Raw genomic sequence first — 24,948 nt, 5'->3', positions numbered from 1 at the left:
CTAGCGAATGGGGAATTTGGATGTTCATTATCGTTCCTTTGAAGGGCTGGAATACTGCGAGGATATAAATGGGTTCATGCAAAAGAAGCGTTTTTAAAAAATGGTTAGATCGTTTAAGGCTTAATATCATAATAAGTAAAAAGCTCAAAGGACTGGGAAATGATAAAGCACCCTAAATAATAATTGAATTTTTTACACTTTCATTATGCTTTTGGGTAAAAGTTTCATTTTAAAGGGAAGATCAAAATTTGATGAAGTTGTCCTAGACCATTGACCTTTCATAAACATACCTTATAACAAACGCATTAAGCAGTATTCTCTACTTTGACCAACAAATATTCATAATACGGGGTTTTTGTGATTTTATCTTTTATATTTCAAAAAACTTGGGATAGCTTGAAAAGGTAAAAGTAGCAGAGAAGGATCAAGTACACCTTGGCTTAATTGTAATGCACTTTTAAAAGGGGGAAGCAAAGTTGAGTAAAAAGGTTAGCAAATTTAAATTGATCATGGACTTTCCTGATGGAGTGGACTTAAAAGAAGGCGCAACGTATGAGGAGGCACTTCGTTTACTAGCTGAAATGAGGAATGAGGGTGAGGTTACCATAAAACTAGAATTTAAGGATGGTTCAGACGAAGAATTTGTCAAAGGCGAAGTGGACGATGAACAAGAAGACAACGAAGAAGAAGAAGAGGAAGAGGAAGAGGAAGAAGAAGAAGATAAGGACGAAGATAATAAAGTAAATGATGTAAAAGACCACCTGAAAGAAGAGTTAAAATCTATAAGGAGCCAATTATTGAAAAACTTGTTTAGAAATAACTGAAGATAATGTAAAAATATAAACAGATAATTGTAATTTTTTTCAGAATTCTACTTAAAGATTGTAAGAAAGAGTTAAGAAAGCCCGCTTCTCGTTGCTGGAGAGGCGGGCATTTACTATTTGTGTAGAAAATGAAACGCGATTACAAGTGATCATTAAAAAAAGTTTTGGAATCTACATCCTTGCTCCAGTTCTTCATCAGTATCTTTTTTAATTCAGCTCTCAATACTTCTTTTCGATTGTTATTTGTATGAATTGAGTTAGTTTTTATCCCATTGGAAAAGGATGTACTTGAAGGAATGGTCTGTTGGTTAAGTGGATGCTTGTGTTCAAACCCTTCCAGTTTGGAATTGGAGAAATTCTGTGAAGGCTTGGTACCGAGTAAAGAAGGGAAGCCTGGCGATTTATTCATCAAACTTAACAATTGTTTTCTAAGTTCAACTTTACTAGACTTGTTTCTCGGAGCAGATTCTCCAGGGGCTAATGCATCGTTTTGTTTGACTTCAGGTGTATTTTCAGTGGAAACAGATAAAATCGGTTCATCCGATTGGATTGGTTTTACTGGTGAGTATTTTGCATGCTCCCATACTTCGAGTATCTCGGTTCCTACTCTTTTCCAAGGATAATTGGAAACGGCAAGTTCTCTACCGCGTTCACCCATTTTTTCCATTAAATTTTTATTTGTTAAGATTTTTGATATGGCTTCAGTAAATTCGTACGGATCCTCTGGGTTTTGAACCACAAGGCCATTTTCCCCGGGTAAAATCACTTCTGGATTTCCTCCCCTGGCGGTTGTGACAATAGGCAACCCTGCTGACATGGCTTCATAATGCACACGTGCTAATGGTTCCTGCCAGAGTGACGTACAAACGAACAGATCAGCGGCAGCAAAATATTTATGAATTTCAGAAGGGGAAATAAAACCTGTGCTGACTACAGGAATAGGCAGCTTTTTCGCCAAGGCCCTGACATATGCGACATAGTCTGTTACGTCATTTTGGCTGAACCACTTGCTCCCCATAATGATGAGAGCTAAATCTTTATGCTTGGATGAAAGAGCTGGAAGTGCTCTTATAAGACGATCTACACCTTTATTATGAGAAAGTCGGCCAGCAAATAATATAACCGTTTTATTTTCAAGTCCATGTTCTCTGCGAATATCATTCCTTATTTTCTGCATAGCTGCATGCTTTCCTGGAAGGAAACGTTCAATATCAACCCCAGAATAAATGGTGCGAAGTTTAGGAGCAGAAAATGGATAAAGGTCACGTATCACCCCTCCAACATAGTCACTGACTGTGACAATACCCGATACATCCTCAATTACTCTTCGTGCCTCTTGAGGGTCAATCTTATCAGGATTGAACATATCGTTATGCATACTGAGTGTGATTTTTGTCTCAGGAGCAGCTTGACGGACTGCTAGCACCATTCGTGGGCGATTAAAAATATGAATGAGATCAAAGGAATGTGTTTTTACATAATTCACCACTCCTTCTCGATAAAGGTCAAAAATTTGCCCGGGGATACGGACATACTGAATACCCTCAATGGTTTCATGTTCAGGAAGAGAAGCATCACTGATACCTAAAACGGTAATGTTATGAAGCTTACTTAAATGAGGAAGACTACCTGAAATATAGGTTTGGATGGCTCCTCCCCGTACCGGGGGAACTGGCAGTTTCTCTGTGCAAATCATAAGAATTTTCATCTTTATTCCATTCCTTTCCATTCGCCGCGAATTTGTTCCAAAACGGGCCACTTCGATTCATCGGTCGATACAATGGTTTGGATGAGTTGTATAGTTGGCTCTGTCAGGAATAATTCAGGTTCAAAAATAACTTCTTTTATATTTTTATAAAATTCATTAGGCATGGATAAATCAATCATCAGTAAATCATAAAGCTTAGGCGAAATCGGATTGGCTTCGTGATATGCTTGGATCATTTCCATCACCCAGTTTGCATCCCAATGAAACAAATCAGCCATAGTACCTGATATAAGCTTTCTAAGATCGCGGATAGGAAGGTCAAACGCTACGCCGTCGAGATCAATAATCCACATTCCATCTGCGCCCATTTGACCATTGGACCAGCCATAATCCTGGTGAACCAGACCCCAGTAAGCATTACCCTTTTTCATTAATTCAAAATAGGAAGATTCCTGAAGCTTTCTAATGCTTTCTTTCGCCTGTTCTTCAAAGGTTTCGATAACTTCAAGCAAGTAGGGACTTGCCGGCATGTCATGGTAAGCATGGGCAATATTTCTAAACCAGTCCATTTTCCGAAGGACTTTGTCAAAGCTTTGAGGCCATTTGTCCAGTCTTGATGCTACTTCTGCTTGCGGCGGGGGAGTAAATCCTTTGCTCAGGTGATGGAATTCACCCAGAGCGAAGCAAAGCTTCTTTGCCCCCTCTAAATCTTTGCTGACGGGAAACAAAGATTCAATCCATTCCGCAACAAACCATAGCTTTCCTCCAGCTTCTACAAAATTCTCTCCATTTATCGTTTTTACAATGGGGGGAACTTTTGCTTTTTGTACATCGACTAAATATTCTTGAGCTCCTAAACTAAATAAACTGCGGGAAGGCCTTCTGTGTAAAAGTTTTAAGCTTTTAGGCCCTTTATCGGTTTCAAGCTTCCAGATAGCACCGCCTTTATCCGATTTTGTTGTTACTACTTCCATGGTTTTAACATGAAGATCATATTTTTGGAGCACATCATGAGCCATTTTTTCAATATACTGAGGGATGTAAAACTCGTGAACGTTCTCTTCTGTATCCCAAGGCTGAATCGTTGTATTCTCCATTTTGCAGTTTGCCTCCTTTACACTTCTTAAATGGGTTTTTTTAGTCCAGCATGGAACCTTAGAGGTCTAAGCTTAGCTGGCGCAAAAATCCCCCTTTAACAGCATTTGAGTTTACCGGCGTCGAACCTTTTAATGCGGTCATTATAGGTTATGTATGTTGAAAGGATTTGTACAGGGCGGTTCCCTTATAAGAACAATTAATGGGGGCTGCTGTGGCACGCGGTTTAGAAGAAATCCCTGAAATTATAAATTGACATAAGCAAACCCCCTATACAGTCCACGCATTTTTCTCATAGTATATGAAAAGTTCTATCTCCGAGGAGGAGGAAAAGTGAAAGTTCGAAAAGCAATTATCCCTGCAGCAGGCCTTGGAACCAGATTTCTTCCCGTGACCAAGGCAATGCCAAAGGAAATGCTTCCCATCGTCGATAAACCGGCAATTCAATATATAGTAGAAGAAGCCGTAGCTTCAGGAATTGAGGATATTATTATCGTTAGCGGACGCGGAAAGCGCTCTATAGAGGACCATTTTGATAAATCCTATGAATTAGAAGAAACACTGACAAAGAAACACAAGCTGGATCAGCTTAAGGAAGTCCAGGCCATTTCAGCATTGGCGAATATCCACTATATCCGACAAAAGGAACCAAAAGGTTTAGGGGATGCTATTTATTGCGCCAGAACCTTTGTGAATAATGAGCCTTTTGCCGTTTTGTTGGGAGATGATATTGTTCAATCCAAAGAACCATGCTTGAAACAGTTATTGGACGTTTTCAATTATTATCAATCCTCTGTAGTTGGAGTCCAACCGGTAGAAGATAATGAAATTTCCAGTTATGGAATCATCGAACCGAAGACTTCCAGTTTAGAAGGGCAGGTCATTCCGATTGGGAAGCTTGTTGAAAAACCGTTGATGGATGAGGCACCTTCTAATTTAGCCATTATGGGGCGATATATTTTAAGGCCAGAAATTTTTCCTATTTTGAAGGACCTCCCACCAGGATCCGGAGGAGAAATTCAGTTAACGGATGCGATTAACATTCTGAATCAAACACAGTGCGTGCTGGCTTATTGGTTTAAAGGACATCGTTATGATATTGGGAGTAAAATGGGACTTATACAGGCAAATATAGAATTATCTTTACGGAGGCCGGATTTAAGAAAGGAAATGCTGCAATATCTGAAGGAAAGGATATCCCTTGAAAGTATGGAAGATGAAATATAAAACCGTCAGAATATGGTAGCAGCGACCACTTTTGTTTTTCAATGCTTTAAGCAGGATGAGACATCTAGAAAGTGAATGAGGTGAAATTTTGGACATAACGGTTATTGGTGCAGGATATGTAGGAACTACTACTGCGGTAGCATTAGCTAAAAACGGGAATAGGGTGATCCTTGTTGATAATAACAAGGAAAAAATAGAAAAGTTGAATCGGTCTTGCCTTCCTTTCTTTGAAGAAGGCATAGAGGAAGCACTATTGTTGCTTAAATCAAAAGGTGATCTATCGTTTACGACAGAACTGAGTAAGAGTATTGAAGTTTGCGATCTTTTGTTTATCACTGTTGGCACTCCCTCGCAGGACGATGGAAAAGTTGATTTAACCTTTGTAAAAGAAGTGTCCAGAACGATAGGTAAAGGAATGAATCGCTATAAAACGATTGTGGTGAAAAGTACCGTTCCTGTCGGTACAGGAGATGTAATAACTGAAATCATCCAAGAAGAGCTGAATAAAAGGAAGGTGGGAATCTCCTTCGACATTGTGTCAAACCCTGAATTTTTAAGAGAAGGGAAAGCCCTTTATGATGCTTTGAATCCAGAACGGGTGGTAGTCGGAATTGGCAGCGAAAAAGCGAAAAAAGTGATGGAAGAGCTTTATAGCAAGTATCATTCTGTACTCTTGTTTACAACAGTAAAAAATGCAGAAATGATTAAGTATGCATCAAATGCCTATTTAGCTATGAAAATATCATATATGAACGAATTGGCAAGATTAAGTGAAAAGGTCGGAACCAATATTTTGGAAGTAGCCAAAGGGATGGGAATGGATTCAAGAATAGGCCCTCAATTTTTGCAGGCTGGCATTGGATACGGAGGTTCGTGTTTCCCGAAAGATATAAAGGCGCTTACTGTATTAGGCCATGAACAAGATAGCCCTTTGCAAATACTCAAGGCTGTTGCAGAAGTAAATGAAAGTCAGATTGATTGGTTTATCGACAAACTAATAAATAAACTAGGATCATTAACTCACAAAAGAATTGCTGTCCTCGGGCTTACATTCAAACCTCAAACAGATGATATTCGTGAAGCGTCCTCGATAAAAGTTATTCAAAAGCTTTTACAGAATGATTCCATTGTTACGGCATATGATCCGAAAGGAACGGAATATATGAAAAAAGTATTTTCAGAAGTCTTGTATACTTCTGAGCCTATAGAAGCGGTTAGAAAGGCAGATGCCATTTTAGTGTTGACAGAGTGGAAGGAAGTAGTTGAGTTAGACTGGAAAACCGTAAAGGGCTTGGTAAACCAGCCATATATAATGGACGGCAGAAATGCATTAAATCCAGTATATATACGATCATTGGGTTTTCATTATTCAGGGGTTGGCATACCAGCGCATGATGCAAAAGGATGCTAGAATGAAAGGAGCAATGAACGGTGGAGAGTGATACTACCTATCTTTTTGTAACAGGATGTGCAGGTTTTATTGGATTTCATCTTTCAAATCGCTTATTAGAAGAAGGATACTATGTTTTGGGTTTAGATAATATGAATCCATATTATGATCCTGCATTAAAAAACGAACGATTAAAAACCCTCAAATCAAATCCAAACTTCCAATTTGTTAAAGGATCGATTGAGAATCTTGAGCTGCTGGAAAGCCTCTTTGAGCAATACCCTATTAAACTGGTCATCCACCTGGCAGCACAAGCAGGAGTGCGGTTTAGTATCGATCATCCCCATACTTATATTCAATCCAATTTAGTAGGGTTTTTCAATGTTTTGGAATGCTGCCGGAATTACGATGTACATCACCTGCTTTATGCATCATCAAGTTCCGTATATGGAGGGAACAAGGACATTCCTTTTTCAGAAGAACACCGTACAGATCACCCAGTAAGCTTATATGCTGCTACTAAAAAGGCCAATGAATTGATGGCCTATTCCTATAGCCATTTATATCACATCCCAACAACGGGACTGCGTTTTTTTACCGTTTATGGTCCTTGGGGAAGGCCGGATATGGTTCCCTATAAATTTGCAAAATTAATGATGGAAAAGAAGCCGATTGATGTCTATAACCAGGGATTGATGAAAAGAGATTTTACTTATATAGATGATGTAACTGAATCAATCTTCCGCCTTATGAAGAAAGCTCCTCTACAAGAATCCGATCCTCCTTTTAACATCTACAATATAGGAAATCAAAATCCAGTGCTTCTAAATGACTTAATTAGTGTTTTAGAAAAGGAATTGTATACAAAAGCTATGAAGAATTTCTTGCCTATGCAGGCGGGGGATGTTCCATTAACATATGCAGATGTTAGTGAGTTAACGAATATAATTCATTATTCACCGAATACGTCGATAGAAGAAGGAATTAAAAAGTTTAGTTTGTGGTTCAAGGATTATTATTCATGGAGGCCTGAGAAATAAATATCAGGAAACTGCTCCACATGTAGAAACGTAGGGAGGATATACCCACTTTTTTAATTCTGATTCAATATAGTGCAATATTTTTGATGTGAAAACAGCCGAAGACAAATCCCCGGCTGCTATTTCTTATTACTTTCTATCTTTCTACTCGTGTTTCTCTTTCTTTCCATCTAATTCTTTATCAATTCCAGGCAATACCTTTGTATGTTCCTTTTGTACAGCTTGAAGCTTGTTAGGATTTAAACCTAGTGCTTCTAGGATCGTCGGTGCTACTTGTGTTGTTTGAACAGCATAATTATCCGTCATTCCTTTTTCTAATCCAGGTATAGATACTAATAACGCAACATTTGTGTCATCTTTGCTGAAACCGCCGTGTTCGGCAATCTTCTTGCCTGGTTTTGCGTAGATCACTCCATCATTAGGGCGGATCACGATATCAGGTACCCTGGAATCTTTAGCAGGGTTATTGAATAACCATTTTGAAGGGGTTGTAACATACGAAGTTACTTCCGAAATGTTCGCTTTTTTCTTATTCTTATTGATTTGAGCTACCACTTCGGCTGTTTTCGATTGGTCAGTCAGCCAGATCATCCCGATATCATCTGTCGTCATATGAGCAATCAGGTTTGATGGAACACCATCCGTAATCAGGTTTTTATCGGTTATTTTCACTTTAGCAGGATCCATAGGAGCTTGTCCGTGTTTAGCAGTCAGAACGATCATTGTAGAATCATACAGATTTTTTTTCTTTAATTCATTGACGATTTTTCCAAGTGATTCATCGGTATGTTTAAATGCTTCTGCAAGACCTGCACTAGGTGTTCCTTTGCCATCTTTATAGCCATTACCAGGAAGTTTTTGCGCAACGCTGACTTCTTGGAAGTTCATACCGAACATGCCTGGTACAGGGGCAGCTTTTTTACCTGAATGATCTTTACCGTCAATTTCGTTTAAAATCGCTTTTACCTTTAAATCATCATTTACTTCAGTAGTTGCAATGCTTCTTGTAGCATCCCCATTGGCTGCAATTTCTGGTGTATACAGGTCTTCGATCCCTTTTCCTGATGGGCCATTTAATAGGTCATAGGCCAAATGCTTATCCGCCCATGCAGTGTGCATACCTGCTTGTTTAATTACTTCAAAAATCGTATTTACCCTTACATAATTGTGAGGATATACCGGTTTTTTGGTTACAGGATCGCGTGGAAGCATATCAGGATTGATTCCGCCTCCACCATTTAGTTTATTCAAATCCTTATCAATGGTTTCGTCGTACAAAACGTTCGTACCTGGTTTATCCCCTTGATTCCATGCTTTTGGAGGCAAAAGCTTACGATCATAGCTATCATCATAAAATACCCCCGTTGAGTTTGGAGAACCTCCCGTAACTTCTGACAATGTGCCAGGGAAAGAGTCTGAAGGCTTAGAAGTCGACGCATTGGTATATGTAATTCCGCGATGACTTAAAGCAGCCATATTAGAATGAGGGTGGTTTTTTACATAGTTGGCAAGATCCTTAGCATGCATCCCGTCAACACTGATCATTAAAACCCGTTTAATCTGATGGTAGCGGTGGCTTGTACTGTTAATGGAATGAACAGTTTTTGGTGTTGATGCAAAGCTTGGAACAGAAAAAAGACTGCTTACTGCCAGGATACCGGATGCAAGTCCAAGTGCGGTTTTCTTTGTTGCTAATTTTCTCATCTTCAAGATCTTCAGCTCCCTATGTTTTAAATAACTTACTTTATAAATATAGAATAGGATTGTGAAGTAAAAGTTAATGTTTTGTATAGGAAGGGTTAAGGATATATTACTTTTTGAAAACTATTAAATGTGTATCTAGCAAATAGTTTTATTTAAAAGAAAACAAGATTATAAAGTACTAAAATGTTATTTTCTGAAGAAAAATCTAGCATTTATGGAGCCTTTCATATACAAAAAAAGAACGGCGCTCACCGTTCTCTGTAAAAATATTTATAATGAAATTTCGCCATCCATAACAGTTAAAAATCGGTTATTCCAAATGGCCTGATGATGATGAATAATATCCTTTGCAGGTAAAACAGCCCCATCTAAAGTACTATGGGTCTTATTAAATAGCAGATTCTTTTGAAAGCCTAAGCTGAAGGCGGCTCTAATGGTTGTGTCAAGACAAAACTCTGTCTGTGCTCCAGCAAAAATAAGCTGCTCAATATCATGAGATTTTAAGTAGTCTAAAAGTTCGGTTTGATAAAAGGCATCCCATTTGGACTTTTTGATTATTTTATCACTATTGGAAACAAGCAGATTTTTATGGAGCTGCCAATCTTCTTTCCCTTCAAAGAGAGCACTCTCTTCGTTTGGATCCGTATGTTGGATGAAGAGGACGGGAATATTTTTTAAATGAGCTTGCTTAATGAGGTCGTTTATGTTCGTCACTAAAAGCTCATGATGAAATAAAAAGTATTGGGGATGGTTGAAGAAAATTTCTTGCATATCTACTATAACTAAAGCCTGCCGCATACGATCACTCTTCCTATAGGTTTCTTTTATACTATACCAAATGGTAAATAAATCGTTCAAGGTGATGATAGGAAATATTTAGGCATTGTTAACACTGTCAATACAGGGAATATTTTGATAAATTAACTATATAATATAATGGTAAATATCGATTGGACATAGAAAAAGATAGGTGAGCTAGCGAGTTGCTCGTTCACCTATCTTTTTTAGTGATCTTTTTATAAAAATAGCTTTAAATGACTATTCTACAATTAATTTTCCCGTCATTTTTGAATGCCCTGAACCGCACATAACGGAACAATGATATTCATACGTACCGGCTTTATTGGCTGTGAATTCAGCGCTTCCATTGCCGTTGATGGTGACGTTGTATGCTGGAATTGTAAATCCATGGCCGCCATCATCACTGTGAAGAGTAATCTTCACGTTATCCCCTTTTTTTACACGAATGACCTTTTTATCATATTCAAAATCTTTTGCTTCAATTTTAACATCTTCTGTTTTACCCGGTGGAGATACATGAGTTGCCTTTGTACCTGTTTTGGCAGTGCTGTCTTGTTTTGCTGAATTCTGCTTGGTACTGCTTCCGCAGCCGCCAAGGATGGCGAATACTAAGAGTAACATTGCGCCGAAAATAACTATTTTCTTTTTCATCATCATATTCACCTCAAAACATATTTTTATATTGAACTTTTAAAATATATCACAGAGCTAAGGTTGTGTAAAATAAGCAAAAAGCCCCTTCGTTTAATTAAAGATACTCCCTCATCTGCGTGAGTTGGTTTGAATATGAATAAATTAAATGGGAATGGCTAGTAAAGATAGAAACATCTCTATCCAGTTAATAAAGGAATGTATGTTTATAGCAAAAAAGAATAGGGAAATCAAAAAAGAGCAATTATCTAGCAATTTTTATAGAAATACAAAAAAGAATTGCAGGTATAAGATGCAGATAATATTGACTTAAGGAGAGATGATGATGACAAAGCCTGAAAATCCACTTAAGCAGTACTATAATGAAGATTATCCCAAACAATACCAAGAGCCGCCGGGAGTTCAAGTGGAAATGAATGTAAAGCCTGATTGCGGTGAAAAAAGCTACAAGGGAACTGGAAAGTTAAAAGGCAGAAAGGCGCTTGTAACTGGAGGAGATTCAGGTATTGGCCGTGCAGCAGCTATTGCCTATGCGAGAGAAGGGGCAGACGTTGCCCTCAATTATTTGCCACAGGAGCAGGCAGATGCAGAAGAAGTGAAAAAGCTGATTGAAGCAGAAGGCAGAAAAGCCATACTGATTCCGGGGGATTTAAGTGATGAATCCTTCTGTAAGGAGCTAGTGGAAAAAGCGTATTCCGAGTTGGATGGTTTAGATGTCCTGGCATTGGTGGCAGGGAAACAGCAGGCGGTAGAAAAGATTGAAGATCTGTCAACAGAGCAGCTGCGCAAAACCTTTGAAATCAATGTATTTTCATTATTCTGGGTGGTAAAAGCAGCATTGCCTTATTTACCGGAAGGAGCGTCCATCATAACGACTACTTCCGTACAAGGGTACAATCCAAGTTCTAATTTGTTGGATTATGCTTCAACAAAATTTGCCATTACCGGCTTTACACGTGGTCTTGCAAAGCAAGTTGCTTCCAAAGGTATCCGCGTCAACTCTGTTGCACCTGGGCCAATTTGGACACCATTGCAAATTTCCGGAGGACAGCCTAGTGAGGCGATACCGACATTCGGACAAAATACACCATTAAAACGCAGCGGGCAGCCAGTCGAATTAGCTAGTGTATACGTATTTTTAGCCTCTGCGGATTCGAGCTATGTCACTGCTCAGGTATATGGAGTGACAGGTGGAATCGAATTAGCTTAAGCTGTTGTTGAACACTCATCAGAATCTTTCTTTTTAATCAGCTTTGATGTCAGCCGCATTAAAGCTGATTTTTTATTCTTGTTTTAATTTTTAGTCTCTGATAACTCCGAGTTGATTAAATCTTGTAATAGAAATTTAGAATGAAATGGTATCTAAAAGTGAAACACGGAGAGATATTCAAAATGAAGAGTCAACAACATTTAAAAAAAGATGACAAAGGAGGAATAGGATAAAAAGCAGAGAATGAATTCTGTATTAAGTGTAAAAGTGTATATGAAAGGGGAAGAAAAAGATAAATACGAAAAAGAGGTCTGAGAACTTAGAGAATTACTCCGATAGTATAGGAAAAAGAAAGAAAATTAAAGAATTGGAAGGGGCAGAAAACTTAGGTGACCGGCGTGCTTTAGATGAAAAAAAGGAAATGTTTGAAGCAACCGTTAACGTGCTCAGAACTGCAGGCTGTGTATTTGCTGAAGAGGAGGCAGGACTGCTCCTATCTGAGGCGGATTCGTTGGAGCGTCTTACTGAGATGATCGAAAAGAGGAAGGCAGGCTTGCCAATTGAACATATTATTGGCTGGACAGAATTCTGCGGTTACCGAATCGAAGTTAACCCGGGAGTTTTTGTACCACGCCGACGGACAGAATTCCTTGCACTCCAGGCGGTAAAGATTGCAAGTCCTGGAGATGTGTTGGTTGACATGTGCTGCGGAACAGGAGCAGTGGCTGCAGTATTAGCCAAGAAACTGGAAGCGATTGATATCTATGCAGTCGACATTGATCCAAGGGCGGTATCCAATGCTATGATCAACCTCACTGCGGGCCATGTTTTAGAGGGAGATCTTTTCGAGTCTTTGCCCGCCGAACTGCTTGGCAGGGTGAATGTTATAGCAGCGAATGCCCCTTATGTTCCCACCGAGAGAATGGCGGTGCTTCCTGCTGAGGCGCGCTTGCATGAGCCTTTAATTGCACTGGATGGCGGCCAAGAGGGACTGGATATCCAGCGCAGGGTAGTCAAAGAAGCGTTACCTTGGCTGGCAGAGGGCGGCCACTTATTAATGGAGACGAGTATGAAGCAGGCTAAAAAAACTGAAGAAATCTTTTCCTTATTCGGCTTGGCTCCAAAGAAGATTCTCTCAAAGGAATTGGATGTTACTGTTGTGATCGGACAAAAGACAGGAGGATGAAAAGTTTTATTAGAAAGAAATGGGAGATGGTTGTTTTCCATTTTTTAATAAGGGTATGTACAAAAAGGAAATATTTTTCTGACTTCAAGTCAGAAAATTTTTAATTAACAGGCTGCTTCTTTATAATAATCATGTAAGACATACGTTCAAGGAGGAGATCTTAAAATGGCAGTTGAACATGTTACAAGCGATGCATCCGGAACTTTTAAAATTGGGGGAGATTTGGAGGTTAAACGCCTTGGATATGGCGTTATGCAATTAACAGGAAAAGGTGTGTGGGGAGATCCCCGCGACCCGGAGGAAGCGGTTCGTGTACTTCAAAAAGCTGCTGAGCTTGGCGTTAATTTTATTGATACAGCGGATTCCTACGGCCCTTTTGTTGCAAACCATCTGATAAAAAAAGCTCTCTATCCCTATGCAGAGGATTTAGTCATTGCTACAAAGGTGGGGCTTACTCGCTGTGGACCTAACGATTGGCGTCCAGTTGGAAGGCCGGAATATTTACGTCAGCAGGTTGAATTAAACCTTCGTGATCTTGGACTTGAACAAATTGACCTGCTCCAATTACACCGAATTGACCCAAAAGTTCCTCTTGAAGATCAAGTGGGCGAACTGGCTGCGATGAAAAAAGAAGGGAAAATCCGACATATCGGTCTAAGTCAAATCAGTGTCGAAGAATTGGAAGCAGCATCTAAAATAACAGATATTGTTACTGTACAAAATTTATATAATTTAGCAAATCGTGAATCTGAAGCCGTACTGGAATATTGTGAAGCCAACCAGATTGGGTTTATTCCATGGTTCCCGCTGGCGACAGGAAAACTCGCGAAAGAAGGAAGTCCTCTCGATCAGCTCGCTAAAAAGCATGATGCTAAACCGGCTCAGCTGGCTCTCGCATGGCTGCTGAAACGCTCACCGGTCATTCTTCCTATTCCGGGTACCTCCTCCGTAGACCATGTAGTAGAAAATATCGCAGCTGCTGGGATTACGCTATCTGATGAAGAATTTGAGACACTTAGCAACGCTGTATCTGAATAGATCCAAAAAAGGAGCGGCAAACAATTTTGCCGCTCCTTTTTTGGATCTATTTTTATTTTTTATAAGATGGTTTAAATATCCATTGCAAACTATATTAAAAAAATATTTATAGCAGGAAGATGATGCGTAAAAGCAGGATATTAGAAATACTGAACTTTTTCAGCTTTACTTATAATAGCTATACGTCATGTGGTATAATGAAGTAAGCGTTATTTTTGATTCGCTATGGGTATACACTGATGACAAATACCCACATGTTTAAGTATAATGTTATAAAAGCAAAGGTGAGTAAATCATTATGACTTAAAGTTTACCAGTATACTGGGACTCTTGAATATATATTCATGTTTTATCATAGAAATATGACATAATACCTTTACTTTAAGTAAGAAAGTAACATAAAATGTTGTTGAGAAGCCACAACGCATGTTAATTATTGAGGAGGAAAACTATTTTTATGTCAATTCAAGTAGGGAACAAGGTTCAAGGGAAAGTAACAGGCATCACCAATTTCGGAGCTTTCGTAGAGCTTCCGGAAGGAAAAACAGGTCTTGTCCATATCAGTGAAGTAGCGAACAGCTATGTAAAGGATATAAATGAACATCTTAAAGTTGGCGATGAAGTAGAAGTAAAAATACTTAGTGAAAAAGATGGAAAGATTGCATTATCCATCAAAAAAGCCATCGAAAGACCAGAAGGTGAAGCTTCTTCCTTCACAAAACGTCCGCCACAACGCCAAGGACGCTTTGACAATCGTTCGAAAGGAAACTTTAAGCCTACTGAGAGCTTTGAAGATAAAATGGCCCGTTTCTTGAAAGTCAGCGAAGAAAACTTATCATCCCTAAAACGCAATACTGAAACAAAACGCGGCGGAAGAGGCGGAAGACGCGGCTAAGAAATTCCTGGAAACCAGGTACAGCCTTTAAAAAACCCGAACAATGTTCGGGTTTTTTTGTTAGGTTCTCTTCTTATACTTTAATTATAAATATAAACCAAATGGACAGAAAGAAAGTTTAATAAAATCAGGTGCTTGCCATATTTATCCTTCTTTTCTGTTTGTTGGGAAATTTAGTCTGTATTCGATGTTTTAATATTCTGTTGCTCTTTCATTTTGATATCCTTCACGACATCCTCGAGTGTGATTACACCTAAAGCCTTTTCTAAGGCAGTTTCAGCTATAGAAAAAAAAGGTGTTATAGCGCTTTGAATGTTTCGGCCAACTGGACAGTCCAGATTCGTATTGTCATGAATGCCAAATAACTCCTTATCCTGTATATCAACTGCCCTATAAACATCCAACAGAGTAATATCTGACAGGTCTTTTGCTAAAGCGGCCCCGGCCACACCAGGACGTACGTTTACTAATCCTGCATGCTTAAGCATCCCCGTAATTTTTCTAATAAGTGCTGGATTAGTATTAACACTTCCAGCAATATATTCTGAAGTATTAACGCCTTCTTTGTTTATTTCCAAAAGTGAGAGTATATGGATTCCCACTGCAAAACGGGTGCTGATTGACAATGAACTCCACCTTCTTTATCTTACTGTAATCCTATTATATCGGATTCAACCTGTAATACAAGTCATTACATCTCTGAACGATATTAAAGCAATTAGCCAAAAATCGGGTTTAAAAGTTACCTGGCTATTCAGTAATAGCTTTTAAAAATATATTGACATGCAAATCAATTGTAATTAAAATAATTACATGTAATTATTATTGTTACAAATAAGTTGATTGTAATACTGGAGGAGAACCTTTATGAAAATAGGAATTATTGGATCAAGCGGAAAGGCAGGAAGCCAGCTGTTAAAAGAAGCAGCAGAGCGGGGACATGCTGTTACAGCAATTGTAAGGAATGCTTCCAAAATACAGAATAAAAGCATTGAAGCTCTTGAAAAAAACATTTTTGACTTGAAAGCAAAGGATTTGCAACCATTTGATGTTGTAATTAATGCATTTAATGCTGCCCCTGGACAAGAAGTTCAGCACGTGGAAGCTGGGAGAGTATTAATTGAGGCTCTTAAAGAGGTTGAAAAAACAAGATTAATTGTCGTTGGGGGAGCAGGAAGCTTATTTGCGGACGAAACAAAATCAGTTAGAGTATTTGATACACCTGATTTTCCTGAAGCTTATCTGCAAACCGCTAAGAATATGGGGCAAAACCTTTATGATTTGCAAGCGGCAAATGATCTTCAATGGACTTATATTAGTCCTGCGGCATTCTTTGATCCTGCAGGTAAACGAACAGGTTCTTATCAAAAGGGACATGACATACTGCTAAAGAATTCGAATGGTGAAAGCTATATTAGCTATGCTGATTATGCGATTGCTGTTTTGGATGAAATTGAACATCCACAGCATATCAATCAACGATTCACTGTTGTAGGTGAAAAAGAATAAGAGGCAAGTGACAAACGCGGTTAGTTTGTGTTTAAAGGGTTCCGATATAAATGGCTTGTAAACTGACATCAGATTTACAAGCCATTTTTACTTTATTTAAGTTTCAATTGACATTGAAGCTGTCTTAAACTAAAGCACTCTTTGAATTAATGGTAACTCATTAGATGTTCTAAAAGATTTTTAGTTAATTTATTTTCCCATCATATCAAATCGAGTGGAATGAACATCTTTGGCTAAAATGGTCCAAAATTTTTCACTCCAAAGCATTCGATTGTCAGAACTATTAATAACGGTCAAACCACAACCAGAAGGATCAGCTAAGACATCCAATGATTGTCCGTTACCGTTAAACATTAATTGATACCGAGTGCCAGAATCACTTGGGCAAGATATGGGACCATTTGGAAAAGGTTTTGAATTCATTAAAATACTGTAGAGTTCCTTTGCGTCGCTTTGATTGGTCACTTTGTAATTATTCAAATGTGGTGCGTGATTGGAAGCATGAAGAGTAGTCACATAAAGTATAGATATGTTTGTTAAGCTTTTTTTGTTATGAATAGACATATTGTTATGAGGAGACAAAAGCAAGAACAAACAAGCAAATATCCCACAAATTAATACAACAGAAGCCAATATATATAATTTCATCAAAATCCTCCCCAATTTTATTTTAGCTATTACTTGAGCAAACAATGGGAAACCTTTTGTTCCATAAAAGCACCCGTTCTTAAAGTATACTGAAACGTTAGGTAAATAAATCATATGTATTTTAATAAAGTTATTGATTGAAATAGCAGTTGAATTAATACGTTAATTGGGAACGATTTTTAAGCGAATAACGATCATTCTCCTTTATATTATTATGTCATTTTGGGTATCGATTCTCTATAAAAAACGCTAAAAAGCCTTATATATAAAGAAAACTGGCAGAGTCAATTTGTATGCCAGTTCTTGTGTTGATTTAACGTTGTGCACCTCAAAACGGAACACTTAATGTTGTTGCTAATGGCTTTTTTCTTTTGCTTGAAGGATTTACCAAGGGTTTTATGGAAGTTTAAAAATTAACCCACTTAAAGATTTATATCAATTTTTCCCGTATTGCTTGAAGGCAATACACTAAACTCCTGCGAGAAAGAGAGTGTATGCAGAGACAATCAATATGCAAGGTTATCAAACCAAAAAACACAAATGATGAATGTGGGTTATAGATAGAGTGGATGGCGTAGAGCAAAAAGGATGTCTATTAACCAGTAAGCTTTATTTTTCCTTGGATATAGTGAAAGTTAACCCAAAAAATGCCCGAATGCTTAGCTTATCAAAATATGGAAGTGAACGAATGCCAACTGTTGTGAATAGATCGTTAGCAGAAAAATTAGAAAACGCAGAAATAGATTGTTTGATATCGAGGTTAGCTGGAATAAAAGAAATAAAGGGAAATCCAATGGGAGTGGAATTTCAGAAATTTGAGAGTGCCACCGCATTTACAGTGAAAAATATTCCAGGTCCTGCCTTCAATACTGTTAAAGGATTAAAGAAAGGAAATGAGAGGGAAGTCGAAAGAATAATTAATTTTTACAGGAAAAAAAAGATTCCGGCAAGATTCGAACTTTCTCCTTCAGGTACTTCTCCTGATTTATTTGCCAATCTTAGCAAAAAAGGTTTTTACCACCATGATTTTCATACTGTTCTATTTCGATCACTTTCTAGCAATATCCAAATAATAAAAACATCCATATCACCAGGCATTACGATACGGGAATTAAAAAGGCATGAATTTGGACTGTTTGCGGATATCTATACCAATGGTTTTCAAATGCCTTCTTTTTTAAAACAGAGTGTTGCTGAAAATAATGAAGTGCTCTATGACAACAAAGATTGGACCTTCTATCTTGCTATTATTGAAAACGAACCTGCAGGAATAGGTGTTCTATTTATGAAGAATGGGATAGCCACTCTTGCTGCAGCGGCTACATTACCTGAATTTAGAAATAGGGGTGTTCAAAGCGCGTTAATCAGCCATCGTATTAATCAGGCTTATATTCATGGCTGTTATTTAATTACTGGACAAGCGAAATTTGGTTCTGTTAGCCAAAATAATATGGAAAGAGAAGGGCTGAAGGTCGCGGTCGCCTACACCAAATCAATTTGGATAAAAAGGGATGATGTTGCGTAATCCTCATCGCGGTGATGATACAAGCAGAGTTTATTTCGAGAGGAACTCAATTATTTGCTGTTTATGATGATGATCATGCTCAATAAACTCTTGAATGATGTAAATGAGAGAATAAGGCTCTCCTGTATTTGGACAATGGGTGACACCATTAGAAGGTACAGTCTTAGTCAGCTCACCCTCGGGCATATGCATAAGGGTATCGACCAGAGCCTCTCTTGAAGACACAGCTTCCTGAATTAATTCTTGCTGACTAATTCCTGAATCCGCATACATAGATGCTTTATGATTAAAGGAGTCAAAGTCAGGAAATGTCATTTCATCCCCTTTTTTAAGGGAAGGGATAATTTTTTGAAGTAAATAACGATCCCAATTTGTGATGTGGGCAATGATTGCACTCACAGACCATTTTCCTTTGGATATGGGTGCACACCAAACGTCTGTCTCTGCATAATGTAAAGATTTGACCCATATCCCATAATCACTAAATCTATTAAGAATATGAATGTTTTCCTCTTTCATTTTACCATCCTCCCGTTTGTGATGATTTTCATTCATATTCCTACTATACCATCAATTGCCAAGGGGAACAAGTGTTTGTTTTTGTGATCTGAAAATATAGCTATCTAAAAAATATTGAAGGAAACAAATTTTTGCTCTGTTAAAGAACAATGTTAATTTTATTCCTATGTTTATGGGAGAGATTCCTGCTTAGAAAAGCATGTTTGGGGAATCTCGACAAAAGCAAGCGTCAGGGGGCACTTGCATAAGCCCTCGGAAAGTGATTGCCTGGAGTGAAAATCAACAGGCAAGATTAACAGAGTCTAATGATAAAAGGAGTGTGATGAAGATTGGAAAGTGAATGTTTAGGGTGCAAGCTTGCAAATAAAAAGGAGACTGTAAATATTGTTTTCGAAAATGAAGATATAATCTGTCTTTTAGATAGAGATCCTTTTAATGAGGGGCATACGTGAATCTAACCTAACAACATTTCAAGGATCTTATAGAACTTGATACGGATACGGCAGCTAAGATTATGAACGTATCTATTCTTATTTCAAAAACACTGCAAGTATTGTTTAAACCCGCTGGGATTACCATTGCTCAAAATGGAGGGGAGTTTAATGTTCTAGGCCATTATCATTTGCATGTGATTCCAAGCTATCGAAATCAATCCTTTGCTGATTTTTATCTGCCTGTTGATCCTTTTCCAGCTAATGATTACAAGGCATTAAAGGATACTAAAAGGAAGATGCAAGCCGTTGTAATTAAGCTGATTTGACCTGTCTAAAAAGTGCTATTTCTGAAAAAGAGCCGCATTTATAATTGCTATGCGCTGCAAATTCTAAAAAAATAATGCAAAAAGATAAGATGCGTAATGCCGTCATTCTGTGACAATAGCAGAAAAGAACAGATTGTTTTTTGGGGATAATTTGAGATAATCATAATCAGACAAGGGAAAGGGAGAATAGCTTATGGGGATTATCATCACATTATTATTATTTTTGGTTATGGTGTTTCTAAGAGCTTATGCCATTAAATTAAGGAGACAGCCACAGGAAAGCTCATTTGTTGTTTGTCCTACGTGCAGCAAAAAGGTTAAAAGGGGAAATTCTGCACCATACTGTAATTCTTGCAAAAAAATCTTTTAATGGTGCATCTTTCTTCTGTTAGGATGAGTGAAGTGCCTAATTAAAGGGTTATTGTTTCATTTGAAGCATAACGGATACAAGACAGTGTTGACAAACTGGATGTAAGAAGGTTGTAATTCAAATGTAAAAAACACCGGAGGTACATATGTTAATTTTCAATAAGGCCGAACAGAAAATGACAACAAGCAAATTAAGGAAACCGACGGAGGACGAGGTAGCATGGATTCGTCTGCTTTCACCAAGCGAGGAAGAAATCAACCATGTTTTGAAAGACATGTTTAACTGCCATCACCTTTTGGTTGAAGACTGCTTAAAGATGAATCAGCGTCCCAAAATGGACTGGTATAAAAACAATATATTCATTTCTTTTTTTACGGTTGACGAACAATTTAAGGCAAGGGAAATTGCATTGGTAGTAGGAGAGAACTACGTCATCTCTATTTATGAAGAAAACCTGCCTATCCTAAACAAGCTGTATGAAGAATTGCAGCAGGTAGAAGGAAAGATGAATCATCCTGGCCATATTCTTTATTACATCATGGATCGCTGCGTTGATGAATATGTACAAATCGTGGATCATGTTGAAGATAAGGTGGAAGAATGGGAAGAAGCCATCCATCAGGACCCTTATGCGAAAATTGCACACGAGATTTTTCATCTAAAAAGGAAAACCCATGAATTACGGCGGATATTTGTAGAAGAAAGAACAGTGCTGGGATCCATCAGCCATCAAAAATTTCCTTATACAAGTAAAGAAGCGGATGTCTACTTTGTTGACATTTATGACCATATATCAAGGGTTGTGGATTCCATTGATACGTTCCGGGATTCGTTGGTCGGATTACTTGATATGCAAATATCCATGAAGGCTGACCGGATGAACGAAATTATGAAGACACTGACCGTTTTTAGTACTGTATTTTTGCCTCTATCCTTTATCGTGGGTTTATATGGCATGAACCTGAAAAATATACCGGAGTACAGCTGGAATTACGGCTACCTATATGTATGGATACTGATGATTCTTGTAACAGGCGGAATGCTGGTATATTTCAAACGGAAAAAGTGGATGTAGCCTGAATGAACCCGATGAACAATAAAAAAACAAACAAGAAAAGTCCTATTCTCAGATGAATGGGGCTTTTCTTGTTTGATGAATTTAACAGAATTTAAATTTAGAACTAAGCTTTAAGCAGGGCGGCAAGATCCAGTTCCATTTCATTCTGCTGAAATTTAAAATTAAACGGCAGATTTAAGGCCATTTTGTTAAAATGGACTAGAAATATCTGTATATTCTGGGTTTAATGAGAGTTATTTACAAAAAGAATGAATGTAAGGCTGGTAAAGGAGGTTTAAGAATGAATATTAGAAAGCTTAAAGTGGGTGAAAAACCCCCTATGAATTTATTGTTATTAGCGGATCCTTCCCGTTTACTTGTTGAAGAGTATATAGAAAGGGGAGAATGCTTTGTAGCAGAATGTGATGAACAATATATTGGTGTCTATGTTCTGCTGCCTACAAGACCAGGTACGGTTGAGTTAGTAAACATTGCAGTGTGTGAATCACAACAAGGACGGGGTATTGGAAAACAACTGGTAATGAGTGCGATCCATACAGCCAAAGCAAGAGATTTCAAGACCATAGAAGTAGGTACAGGTAATTCAAGCCTTGGACAATTGGCGCTTTATCAAAAATGTGGTTTTAGAATAATAGGTATTGAAATGGATTTCTTTCTAAGGCATTATTCAGAGGAAATCTTTGAAAGTGGTATTCAGTGCAGGGATATGATTCGATTATCTCAAGATTTGTAGGTTTTCATTTTTACTCGGATTACGCTTCAATTAACAAGAGATTCTTCACCATTTGTATTGAACTAAGATATTGCTAATGCCCTGATCATCCTGCGGGTTGATTTGCGCTGCAGGCACTCGCTTTCCGCGGCCGGCCGGGAGCCTCCTCGTCGCTGTGCTCCTGCGGGGTCTCCCTAAGCCTGCTTTTCCCGCAGGAGTCTCGTGCCTTTCGCTTCAATCAACTTGGGATTGAAGTCAATATTAGGTTTAAGAGAGACATAGAAAGTGCCCCGATCATCCTGCAGGTTGAGCTACTCCCGGACACTTGCTTTATCTGCGGAAGTCTTGATTATCCGTACCAATTAAAATTGTTTTCATATCAATTTAGTATTATAGTTATCTACTATATGGTAATATTTGTGTAATTCATACTTTGTATTACAGGTTATTGAGGCTTAAAAAATGATTTGTCAGAGGAAGGATTATGAAGAATGTTTCATTCATGATTTGCAATAAACAGATTTTACCGAAAAAGGCTGGATAAGAGGAGAAAAAACGCAAGTGAAAATAAAAGAAATGATTCAGATGAATCTTGATAAAAGAAGATATTTAACTAAAGAAAATGATGACGTTTATAAAGAGGTGGTAGTTTATATACGCTGTTCAAAAGTCTCTCAGCGCAGAGCGGAAGAATTGCTGCTGAATATTTTACAGCAGCTGATAGAAGTGCAAAAAGACGGTAAAACAGCATATGACGTTTTTGGGGAAGACCCGCAAGCTTATTGCGATGAATTAATTTCTTCTCTGCCTCGCCCATCTGTAGTAGAAAAAGTGGTTAATTTAGGTTTTATTGTCAGTTTATTGCTCGCTATAGAATTTGGAGTGAATACTCTGTTTGCACTAGTCTCTTCCATTGTTAAAAAATCATTTCAGATAGTTCCTTTTGACTTAATTGAAACAGTTTTTACGCTAAGTTTTCTACCTGCAGCAGTATATTTAATCTTATCTTTTGTAAAGGGGCAGTCTTTTGGTAAGCAGATTGACTGGACCAAACGATTAGTGTTTGTTTTACTAGTCACTTTGCCAGGTTTGCTTGCCTTTATCTTACACCTTTTTACAAAAGAATCTTATTCTCTCACCTACAGTCTACCATTGTGGCAGGGCGCTTTGTTGACTTTATTTTTCTTCATTACCTATAAAGTATTATTTAATGCTTCTACTCACTAAGTGTAATGCTAACCTGCGCCTAATAAATGTTTTAACAAAGAAATGCATTGTGAATATTTAGTTGAATGAAGTCTTATTCAGTGTTTTGTGATGAATAAGTAAGTCTATAAAAAAAGCCTAAGGAATAATAGATATTCATAAGTGTAATAGGAGGAGAAGTATGTTTTCTTTTAAAGTAGATGAAAAGATTGAAATTCAATTGTTTCAACAAGAACATAAGAATGAATTGTTTTCTCTAATAGATAAGAATAGAGAACACTTGCGAAAATGGCTTTTATGGGTTGATAAAAGACAATCTCCAGAGGGCTTAGAGCCCGTTATCTCTGCATGGTTAACCAATTATGCAAACAATAATGGGTTTGACGGAGGGATTCGATACAATGGGACATTAGTCGGGATGATAGGACTTCATTATATAGACTGGAAGAATCGAGCTACAAGTATAGGATATTTATTAGCAGAAAATGCTCAAGGGAAAGGGATCATGACCAAAACAGTGCGGGCATTAGCAAACTATCTCTTTGAAAAATTGAATTTAAATCGAATTGAAATTCAAGCTGCAGTAAATAATGTTAAAAGCTTGGCGATTCCCAGAAGGCTTGGATTTACAGAAGAGGGGATTAAACGTGAAGGCCAGTGGTTATATGATCATTACGAAGATTTAATCTTATTTAGCATGTTAAAGAGTGACTGGAAACAATTAAAATAGTACTTTCAGCTGTGGGATGCTCCATTTTAGCTTTCTCTATTTAAGGTTAGCCCCAAGTTGATTGAAGCGGATATCCGGATTTCTGAGGGAAATAGGAATGGACCATATTTTTGCTGATTAAAATAGGGGGACATATGAAGAGAAAATTAATGACCCCAATTACCATTATACTTATTTCATTTATGGCGTGGTGGGCTAAATATTTGTTATTTGTTCCCCATTTTCATACTGGACCAAATAACACGTTAATTTCTAAGAATACAAAATTAGTATTGGTTGTTATTACTCCCGAAGCAGAAAAATTAGGTATTCACATCCCGCGTTTTATTCCTTTTTGGAAAACAATAGGTGTAGTGGATAAAGAAATGAAAGGTACGCTGTGGGAGTTTCAGGATAAAGGAAAAACATATGTCGAATATAATACTGATGGAGAAATGGACGTTGGAAGCGTTTATCAATATTCAGGCAGGTAACGATTGCCGATATATCTGTTTAGAGATTATAGCCAATACATAATTCACACAAAGAGGCTTTTGATTACATTCAAAAGCGTATTTTATTGGTGCAAATGTTTCTGATATCTAGTGTTTCTTAGCTGACTCAGCATTATATTCATCAACGGGAGAAATTCACTTTAAAAGTCAAGTCAATGATTTGTTTTTTCAACAGGAGGTAATCCTAATTCAATAAAAAGCTGACAGATATTGAAATGTTAAAAGAATGAAAATGCGGGTATACATTAAGTAAGATATCTTGCTCTCTATAATATAAACTGATTTCGTAATCTTTTTTGCTAAAGCTGTTTACCCATAGATTGTTGTTTTACGTTCAAAGGATTATTCCTTGTGTTTTCTGTCTTCGTGGAATCTTTTTGTATGCTATTCACAAGTTTTAATACTGAGCATATATTTAAAATGATATTTTTGTGTCCAAAAGCAACAAGGTTTACGAAAGAGCCTTTGCTAAAGACATAAAAAAGAATAACGTGGGAATACAATATCCTTGGAATGGATAAGAGCAATATGAAAGATAGTCTGATTATCTATAAATATTTTTATAACAAAGCTATAATTTCATTATTTGTATTATAGATAGAAGGGGTCTAAGATAGAAACTGTAAGT

At 37.6% G+C, this 24,948-nt stretch carries 24 protein-coding genes; 16 read left to right on the top strand and 8 right to left on the bottom strand.

Features of this window, described 5'->3' with window-relative positions; translation table 11 throughout:
• Positions 1-476: 476 nt before the first annotated feature.
• Entirely contained in the window at positions 477-824 is a 348-nt protein-coding gene (locus tag A5N88_RS06100; protein WP_066264139.1) for a hypothetical protein, read from the top strand.
• A 139-nt stretch (positions 825-963) separates the two neighbouring features.
• Here A5N88_RS06100 and A5N88_RS06095 read toward each other — a convergent pair whose 3' ends face one another.
• Positions 964-2,532 (bottom strand): glycosyltransferase family 4 protein, encoded by a 1,569-nt coding sequence (locus A5N88_RS06095; protein ID WP_083953062.1) that lies wholly within the window; start codon positions 2,530-2,532, stop codon positions 964-966.
• 2 nt (positions 2,533-2,534) lie between these two features.
• Complete coding sequence (locus A5N88_RS06090; RefSeq protein ID WP_066264138.1) at positions 2,535-3,629, bottom strand: CotS family spore coat protein; 1,095 nt, start codon at positions 3,627-3,629, stop codon at positions 2,535-2,537.
• A gap of 331 nt (positions 3,630-3,960) precedes the next feature.
• Here A5N88_RS06090 and galU point away from each other — a divergent pair, with 331 nt between their 5' ends.
• From galU to A5N88_RS06075, 3 genes are all read left to right on the top strand, one after another.
• The gene (galU, locus tag A5N88_RS06085; RefSeq protein ID WP_066264137.1) at positions 3,961-4,854 is read left to right on the top strand and encodes a UTP--glucose-1-phosphate uridylyltransferase GalU; all 894 of its coding nucleotides are present in this window, start codon (positions 3,961-3,963) and stop codon (positions 4,852-4,854) included.
• An 88-nt stretch (positions 4,855-4,942) separates the two neighbouring features.
• Positions 4,943-6,265, top strand: coding sequence for a UDP-glucose dehydrogenase family protein (locus A5N88_RS06080; RefSeq protein WP_066264136.1), 1,323 nt, complete (start codon positions 4,943-4,945; stop codon positions 6,263-6,265).
• Positions 6,266-6,285: 20 nt separating this feature from the next.
• Positions 6,286-7,284, top strand: coding sequence for an NAD-dependent epimerase/dehydratase family protein (locus A5N88_RS06075; RefSeq protein WP_066264134.1), 999 nt, complete (start codon positions 6,286-6,288; stop codon positions 7,282-7,284).
• 144 nt (positions 7,285-7,428) lie between these two features.
• Here the strand turns inward: A5N88_RS06075 and A5N88_RS06070 are convergent, their stop codons facing one another.
• The 3 genes from A5N88_RS06070 to A5N88_RS06060 all read right to left on the bottom strand — a co-directional run bounded on the left by A5N88_RS06070 (position 7,429) and on the right by A5N88_RS06060 (position 10,440).
• A complete protein-coding gene (locus A5N88_RS06070; RefSeq protein ID WP_066270300.1) occupies positions 7,429-8,988 on the bottom strand; it encodes an alkaline phosphatase family protein in 1,560 nt (519 codons plus the stop codon).
• Between the two features lie 270 nt (positions 8,989-9,258).
• Positions 9,259-9,786, bottom strand: a complete 528-nt coding sequence (locus tag A5N88_RS06065; RefSeq protein WP_066264133.1) for a cysteine hydrolase family protein — start codon at positions 9,784-9,786, stop codon at positions 9,259-9,261.
• Positions 9,787-10,026: 240 nt separating this feature from the next.
• On the bottom strand, positions 10,027-10,440 hold the full coding sequence (locus A5N88_RS06060) for a cupredoxin domain-containing protein (RefSeq protein ID WP_066264132.1): 414 nt from the start codon (positions 10,438-10,440) through the stop codon (positions 10,027-10,029).
• Between the two features lie 325 nt (positions 10,441-10,765).
• On the opposite strand from A5N88_RS06060, the gene A5N88_RS06055 reads away from it, so the two are divergent.
• From A5N88_RS06055 to A5N88_RS06040, 4 genes are all read left to right on the top strand, one after another.
• Positions 10,766-11,650 (top strand): SDR family oxidoreductase, encoded by an 885-nt coding sequence (locus tag A5N88_RS06055; protein ID WP_066264131.1) that lies wholly within the window; start codon positions 10,766-10,768, stop codon positions 11,648-11,650.
• A gap of 421 nt (positions 11,651-12,071) precedes the next feature.
• Complete coding sequence (locus tag A5N88_RS06050; protein WP_066270299.1) at positions 12,072-12,836, top strand: putative protein N(5)-glutamine methyltransferase; 765 nt, start codon at positions 12,072-12,074, stop codon at positions 12,834-12,836.
• A 165-nt stretch (positions 12,837-13,001) separates the two neighbouring features.
• Positions 13,002-13,874 (top strand): aldo/keto reductase, encoded by an 873-nt coding sequence (locus A5N88_RS06045; RefSeq protein WP_066264129.1) that lies wholly within the window; start codon positions 13,002-13,004, stop codon positions 13,872-13,874.
• A 457-nt stretch (positions 13,875-14,331) separates the two neighbouring features.
• Entirely contained in the window at positions 14,332-14,769 is a 438-nt protein-coding gene (locus tag A5N88_RS06040; RefSeq protein ID WP_066264128.1) for a S1 domain-containing RNA-binding protein, read from the top strand.
• A gap of 173 nt (positions 14,770-14,942) precedes the next feature.
• On the opposite strand, the gene A5N88_RS06035 is transcribed toward A5N88_RS06040, so the two are convergent.
• Positions 14,943-15,395, bottom strand: coding sequence for an Rrf2 family transcriptional regulator (locus A5N88_RS06035; RefSeq protein ID WP_066264126.1), 453 nt, complete (start codon positions 15,393-15,395; stop codon positions 14,943-14,945).
• A 241-nt stretch (positions 15,396-15,636) separates the two neighbouring features.
• Here A5N88_RS06035 and A5N88_RS06030 point away from each other — a divergent pair, with 241 nt between their 5' ends.
• The gene (locus tag A5N88_RS06030) at positions 15,637-16,278 is read left to right on the top strand and encodes an NAD(P)-dependent oxidoreductase (RefSeq protein WP_066264125.1); all 642 of its coding nucleotides are present in this window, start codon (positions 15,637-15,639) and stop codon (positions 16,276-16,278) included.
• Between the two features lie 189 nt (positions 16,279-16,467).
• Here A5N88_RS06030 and A5N88_RS06025 read toward each other — a convergent pair whose 3' ends face one another.
• Positions 16,468-16,926 carry a hypothetical protein gene (locus A5N88_RS06025; protein ID WP_066264123.1) on the bottom strand — a complete coding sequence of 153 codons (459 nt, stop codon included), beginning with the start codon at positions 16,924-16,926 and terminating at the stop codon, positions 16,468-16,470.
• A 688-nt stretch (positions 16,927-17,614) separates the two neighbouring features.
• On the opposite strand from A5N88_RS06025, the gene A5N88_RS06020 reads away from it, so the two are divergent.
• Positions 17,615-18,451 carry a GNAT family N-acetyltransferase gene (locus A5N88_RS06020; RefSeq protein WP_066270298.1) on the top strand — a complete coding sequence of 279 codons (837 nt, stop codon included), beginning with the start codon at positions 17,615-17,617 and terminating at the stop codon, positions 18,449-18,451.
• A gap of 30 nt (positions 18,452-18,481) precedes the next feature.
• On the opposite strand, the gene A5N88_RS06015 is transcribed toward A5N88_RS06020, so the two are convergent.
• Positions 18,482-18,970, bottom strand: a complete 489-nt coding sequence (locus A5N88_RS06015; protein ID WP_066264121.1) for a DinB family protein — start codon at positions 18,968-18,970, stop codon at positions 18,482-18,484.
• Between the two features lie 514 nt (positions 18,971-19,484).
• Between A5N88_RS06015 and A5N88_RS25780 the strand changes: the two genes are divergently transcribed.
• The 6 genes from A5N88_RS25780 (at position 19,485) to A5N88_RS05985 (ending at position 24,299) form a co-directional block, all read left to right on the top strand.
• Positions 19,485-19,730, top strand: a complete 246-nt coding sequence (locus A5N88_RS25780; protein ID WP_232317541.1) for an HIT family protein — start codon at positions 19,485-19,487, stop codon at positions 19,728-19,730.
• Positions 19,731-20,245: 515 nt separating this feature from the next.
• Positions 20,246-21,175, top strand: coding sequence for a magnesium/cobalt transporter CorA (corA, locus tag A5N88_RS06005; RefSeq protein ID WP_066264119.1), 930 nt, complete (start codon positions 20,246-20,248; stop codon positions 21,173-21,175).
• A 283-nt stretch (positions 21,176-21,458) separates the two neighbouring features.
• Positions 21,459-21,911 carry a GNAT family N-acetyltransferase gene (locus A5N88_RS06000; RefSeq protein WP_066264117.1) on the top strand — a complete coding sequence of 151 codons (453 nt, stop codon included), beginning with the start codon at positions 21,459-21,461 and terminating at the stop codon, positions 21,909-21,911.
• Positions 21,912-22,451: 540 nt separating this feature from the next.
• Positions 22,452-23,117, top strand: coding sequence for a DUF1129 family protein (locus A5N88_RS05995; protein WP_083953059.1), 666 nt, complete (start codon positions 22,452-22,454; stop codon positions 23,115-23,117).
• Positions 23,118-23,277: 160 nt separating this feature from the next.
• On the top strand, positions 23,278-23,826 hold the full coding sequence (locus tag A5N88_RS05990; RefSeq protein ID WP_066264116.1) for a GNAT family N-acetyltransferase: 549 nt from the start codon (positions 23,278-23,280) through the stop codon (positions 23,824-23,826).
• Positions 23,827-23,960: 134 nt separating this feature from the next.
• Positions 23,961-24,299, top strand: coding sequence for a hypothetical protein (locus A5N88_RS05985; protein ID WP_066264115.1), 339 nt, complete (start codon positions 23,961-23,963; stop codon positions 24,297-24,299).
• Positions 24,300-24,948 lie beyond the last annotated feature (649 nt).

The organism is Heyndrickxia acidicola, from assembly GCF_001636425.1.
In the GTDB taxonomy this organism is placed as follows: domain Bacteria; phylum Bacillota; class Bacilli; order Bacillales; family Bacillaceae_C; genus Bacillus_AE; species Bacillus_AE acidicola.
The sequence above is the reverse complement of the archived record's forward strand: the minus strand, read 5'-3'. Positions and strand labels throughout refer to the sequence as shown.

Bases quoted from the DNA above. Each gene is read 5' to 3' on its own strand.
- A5N88_RS06095 (WP_083953062.1), bottom strand. From the start codon at position 2,532: ATGAAAATTCTTATGATTTGCACAGAGAAACTGCCAGTTCCCCCGGTA.
- A5N88_RS06090 (WP_066264138.1), bottom strand. From the start codon at position 3,629: ATGGAGAATACAACGATTCAGCCTTGGGATACAGAAGAGAACGTTCAC.
- A5N88_RS06070 (WP_066270300.1), bottom strand. From the start codon at position 8,988: ATGAGAAAATTAGCAACAAAGAAAACCGCACTTGGACTTGCATCCGGT.
- A5N88_RS06065 (WP_066264133.1), bottom strand. From the start codon at position 9,786: ATGCGGCAGGCTTTAGTTATAGTAGATATGCAAGAAATTTTCTTCAAC.
- A5N88_RS06060 (WP_066264132.1), bottom strand. From the start codon at position 10,440: ATGAAAAAGAAAATAGTTATTTTCGGCGCAATGTTACTCTTAGTATTC.
- A5N88_RS06055 (WP_066264131.1), top strand. From the start codon at position 10,766: ATGACAAAGCCTGAAAATCCACTTAAGCAGTACTATAATGAAGATTAT.
- A5N88_RS06050 (WP_066270299.1), top strand. From the start codon at position 12,072: ATGTTTGAAGCAACCGTTAACGTGCTCAGAACTGCAGGCTGTGTATTT.
- A5N88_RS06045 (WP_066264129.1), top strand. From the start codon at position 13,002: ATGGCAGTTGAACATGTTACAAGCGATGCATCCGGAACTTTTAAAATT.
- A5N88_RS06040 (WP_066264128.1), top strand. From the start codon at position 14,332: ATGTCAATTCAAGTAGGGAACAAGGTTCAAGGGAAAGTAACAGGCATC.
- A5N88_RS06030 (WP_066264125.1), top strand. From the start codon at position 15,637: ATGAAAATAGGAATTATTGGATCAAGCGGAAAGGCAGGAAGCCAGCTG.
- A5N88_RS06025 (WP_066264123.1), bottom strand. From the start codon at position 16,926: ATGAAATTATATATATTGGCTTCTGTTGTATTAATTTGTGGGATATTT.
- A5N88_RS06020 (WP_066270298.1), top strand. From the start codon at position 17,615: ATGCCAACTGTTGTGAATAGATCGTTAGCAGAAAAATTAGAAAACGCA.
- A5N88_RS06015 (WP_066264121.1), bottom strand. From the start codon at position 18,970: ATGAAAGAGGAAAACATTCATATTCTTAATAGATTTAGTGATTATGGG.
- A5N88_RS25780 (WP_232317541.1), top strand. From the start codon at position 19,485: ATGAACGTATCTATTCTTATTTCAAAAACACTGCAAGTATTGTTTAAA.
- corA (WP_066264119.1), top strand. From the start codon at position 20,246: ATGTTAATTTTCAATAAGGCCGAACAGAAAATGACAACAAGCAAATTA.
- A5N88_RS06000 (WP_066264117.1), top strand. From the start codon at position 21,459: ATGAATATTAGAAAGCTTAAAGTGGGTGAAAAACCCCCTATGAATTTA.
- A5N88_RS05990 (WP_066264116.1), top strand. From the start codon at position 23,278: ATGTTTTCTTTTAAAGTAGATGAAAAGATTGAAATTCAATTGTTTCAA.
- A5N88_RS05985 (WP_066264115.1), top strand. From the start codon at position 23,961: ATGAAGAGAAAATTAATGACCCCAATTACCATTATACTTATTTCATTT.